We start from the raw sequence: 4,205 nt of genomic DNA, 5'->3' as shown, positions 1-4,205 counted from the left end.
GCCTGAGCGGCGCTGTGGGATCCTGCGGTCAAGCGGAGGTGCACGATGGATCCCGATGAGCGCATTCACGTCCCCGTGGGGGCGGATGCCCACCGCTGGCGAACCTTCGAAGGCGAACGGACCGTGGTCGTGGCCGCGCGGACGGTCACTTCGCTCGTGCGCGTGCTGGACGTGGTTCCCGAGATACTCCACGACGACGCCCGGGTCACCGTGGTCTTCGCGTACGACCCGACCTCGGCCTTCAACGACGGTGTCCTCGACCTGCTCCGCTCGCTGGGCTGCCGTACCATGCCGTGGTCGCAGCTGGCCGAGAGCGCTCCCGACCTGGTGATCTCCGCGTCGGAAAACCTCACCGTCCCCCCGGGGGACTACCCAGTCCTGGTCCTGCCCCACGGCATCGGTTTCCAGAAACAGGTCCCCGACTCAGCCAGTACCGGCACCCGACTGTCCGGGCTGGTGCCGGACTCGCTACTGGAGACCCGCCGGGCCTGGCTCGCGGTGTCGCACCCCGCCCAGGAGGCCCAGCTAGCGTCCTTCCACCCCGGCACGGCCGGCAGGACCGTGCTGACCGGCGACCCCTGCTACGACCGGCTCCTCGCCAGCGACCGGTGGCGCGACCGGTACCGGTCCGCCCTGGGCGTGCTCCCCGGCCAGCGCCTGGTGCTGGTGACCTCGACCTGGGGCACGGAGTCACTGGCCGGACGCCACCCGGAACTGCCGGCTGAGCTGTTGGCTCAGCTCCCGGTCGACGAGTACCGGGTCGCCCTCGTCCTGCACCCCAACGTGTGGTCCGGGCACGGCGCCTGGCAGGTGGGGGTCCTCCAGCGGACCGCGGTGGAGGCCGGGCTGACCACCGTCGACCCGACGGACGGCTGGCAGCAGGCCCTGGTCGCCGCAGACTTGGTGATCGGGGACCACGGCTCGGTGACCATGTACGGAGCGGCGATCGGACGCCCGGTGCTGCTCGCCGCCTTCGGCTCCGAGGCCGTCCCCGGCACGGCGGGCTGGGCCCTGCGCACCGCGGCACCACGGCTGGACACCGCACGGCCCTTGCCCGGACAGCTCCGGGCGGCCTTGGCCGATCACCGCCCGGACCGCTACGACCGGGTCACCTCCGAGGCGTTCACCACCCCCGGCCAGGCACTCCCCCGGCTTCGCAGGACGGTCTACGACCTGCTCGGCCTGGCCCCTCCCAAACAGCCCGCCCGGACAGCCCGTGCCTTCCCGCTGCCGGCCCCAGGCGCCGCACCGCCCCGCTCGCTGTTGGTCCGCACCACGGTCACCGGCGTCCGGTCCGGCGCGATCGAGGTGGAGCTGCACCGCTTTCCGGCTGCGCTGGCGGGCGAACCGGCGGAGACTGCGGACTCGTTCCGGCACCTGGCCTGCGACGTGGACGAGCCGGACACCCGACTCGCCGAGAGCGCCACCACCATCATGGTCCGCGCGGCCGTCCTCGCCGCCGAGGACGGCCGGCGACGGATCACCGAGCTGCTGACCGACTTCCCCGGTGCCCGACTGGCGGCCGTCGTCGGGGAGAACGGGTGCCTGGTCGGCGTGCGCGGTGGCGGAACGGTCGACGTCATCGGCACCACCGGACCGTGCCCGGACCCGGGCGCCGCCGCCGCCGCCGTGTACACCTGTCTGCGCCTCGGCACGCCGCCGGACGGCGTCGCGGTGACGCTGCGTCGCGGAACTCTCGGCCAGGAATTGCTGCTCCGAGTCCACCACCCCGCCGCGGCCGATCAGTCCCCGGCGAGCCGGGACAGGACCTCCGCCGCCCGGGGACTGCCGCCCTCCTCGTAGACCGCGAGCGCCCTGTGCAGGCAGTCCCGCACCTCTGCCGGGTCGTCCAGTAGGTCCGCGAGGTCCTCCAGCGCCCGCGCCTCGTAGTGGGACGCCCCCTCCCCGCGCAGATCCGTGACGGCCTGCCGCAGATCGGCCACCGCGCCGGCGGGGTCTCCGAGGCGCGCCCTAGTCCGACCCAGGTCCGCCAGCACCCGCGCCGCCATCCGCGCGTCGCCCCGGGCGAGCAGGTCCTCCCTGGCTTCGGCGAGGGCGGCCAGGGCGGCAGCGTGATCGCCGCCGACGCTCTGCGCGCAGCCCAGGAAGTAGCGGGCGAGCGCGGCACCGCGCCCCTCCCCTGCCTGGAGGTTGAGCGCGAGCGAGGCGCGGTACGCGTCGGCCGCGCGGGCCGGATCGTGCCGGTCCCAGTACCGGCCCAGGAACTCCTGCACCGACGCTTGGAGGACGATGTGGCCCGATTCCACCGCCAACTGGTCTGCGGCCTCCAAGTGCTCCCGCGCTTCGTCGTCCCGGCCCAGGTCGAGCAGTGGCCGGGAGAGCAGGCTGCGCAGCCTGGCCTCGGCCGCCGGCTGCCCGTCGCGCTTCGCGGCGGCAGCCCCCAGCTCCAGGGACTCCCGCCAGTCCGCCACGTGCCGATGGTGCAGGAAGAGCACGGTGAACGCCTCCGCCAGCTGCCACGCCTGACGGTCGAACCCGAACGCCGCGGCGGCCCTGAGCACGGCGAGGACATCACCGCGCTCGGCCTCCAGCCAGTCCAAGGCGTCCTGCCGGGGGCTGTCTGCGGTCTCGAACGGCCCGGCGCCGTTGCCCTCAGCCCCGGGAACGCCGGTTCCGAGGACCTCGGCGGGTTCGGTGATCCTCAGGCGGTCGGCCCGGACTGCGAGGTCCGCCAGCAGGGCCAGGGCGCGGTAGTGACCACTCACCCGGCAAACCACCTCCCGCTCCGTACCGGGCGGGTCGAGCCGCCGGGACATCTCCCGCGCGTGCAGCCGGACCAGACCGTGCACGGAGTACCGGCCGTCCTCGGTCCCGGTCAGCAGGCTCGCCGCTTCGAGGGTGTCCAGTGCCTCCTGCGCGCTCTCCCTGGGGTACCCGGAGGTCAGCGCCACCAGTGCAGTGTCGAACGCCCGGTTGGGCAAACAGCCCACGGCCCGGTAGACCGTCGCGGCAGTGTCGGAGAGGTCCCGGTAGACCAGTTCGAGTGCGGCCGCCATGGTGCGCTCCTCCCGGCCGGGCGACATGGCGATCCGACCGAGGCGGCCCTGCTCGTCGGCCAGTTCACCGACCAGTGCGCCGATCGTCAACCGCCGGTGGGTCATCAGACGGGCGGCGCACAACCGCACCGCCATCGGCAGGCCTCCGCACAGCCCGATCAGCTCCGCCGCGGCCTCCGGCTCGGCGTCGACCCGCCGCTCCCCGCAGAGTACGGCCAGCAGTTCCAGCGAGCTGTCCCGATCCAGCACGTCGAGATGGAGCAGCGCGGCCCCGTCGAGGGCGAGCTCCCCCAGCCGCCAGGTGCTGGTGGCGAGCACCGCGCTGCCGGCGCCCTGCGGCAGCAGCGCGGTGACCTGGGCCGGGTGGCTGACGTCGTCGAGCACCACCAGCATCCGCCGGTCCGCCGACAGGGTGCGGTAGAGCGCGGCACGGTCGGCAAGCCTGGCCGGCAGGTAGGGGTCGTACACGCCGAGGCCGCGCAGACACATCGCGAGCGCCTCCGAGACGTCCCCGCCGGCACCGCCGCCCAGGGCCCCGAAGTCCACGTAGAACTGGCCGCCCGGAAAGCGTTCCCGATGGCGGTGGGCCCACTGTCGGGCGGCGGCGGTCTTCCCGATGCCGGGGAGACCGCTAAACACCCCGATGGGGCAGCCCCGGGTGTCCTCGGTGCCGGCCAGCGCCCCGTCCAGTTCAGCGAGCGCCCACTCGCGGTTGACGAAGCGGTGCGGCGGCCTGGGCACCTGGTCGGGACGCCGGGGCACCCGGTCCGGGGACGGCGCCGAGTGGTAGTTGAACGTGATGCCGCCGTGGACATTGCCCACCTGAGCGATCTGGCCATGCACAGTCCCCGGCACGCTGTTGACCACGTGCTGCGGCACGGAGTGCTCCGCACTCTCCCGCCCGCTCACGCAGTCCACCGCCTTCCGGATCGCCGACGAGGTCACGTTACTGGAAGGAACCCTCGGAATGGCGGCGCTTCGATCGATACGATCGGGATATGCCACACGAGGCCCACCTAGTTGAGTCCGCCATCCCTCGCCACCCTTGTGTCGAATCCGACCAAGCCGATATAATGAAAAATTTGCGGGCAGCGGGCAGCGGGCAGCGGGCAGCGGGCAGCGGGCAGCGGGCAGCGGGCAGCGGGCAGCGGGCAGCGGGCAGCGGGCAGCGGGCAGCGGGCAGCGGGC

At 73.4% G+C, this 4,205-nt stretch carries 2 protein-coding genes; one reads left to right on the top strand and one right to left on the bottom strand.

All coding sequences use genetic code 11. The features are described from left to right. Positions 1-162: 162 nt before the first annotated feature. Entirely contained in the window at positions 163-1,803 is a 1,641-nt protein-coding gene (locus ACIQOW_RS01325; protein ID WP_401078347.1) for a CDP-glycerol glycerophosphotransferase family protein, read from the top strand. Here the strand turns inward: ACIQOW_RS01325 and ACIQOW_RS01320 are convergent. Then, complete coding sequence (locus ACIQOW_RS01320; protein ID WP_401078344.1) at positions 1,743-3,839, bottom strand: NB-ARC domain-containing protein; 2,097 nt, start codon at positions 3,837-3,839, stop codon at positions 1,743-1,745. The two genes, ACIQOW_RS01325 and ACIQOW_RS01320, sit on opposite strands and share 61 nt — an antisense overlap. Positions 3,840-4,205 lie beyond the last annotated feature (366 nt).

This window comes from Kitasatospora sp. NPDC091335 (assembly GCF_044757205.1).
GTDB lineage: Bacteria > Actinomycetota > Actinomycetes > Streptomycetales > Streptomycetaceae > Kitasatospora.
The sequence above is the reverse complement of the archived record's forward strand: the minus strand, read 5'-3'. Positions and strand labels throughout refer to the sequence as shown.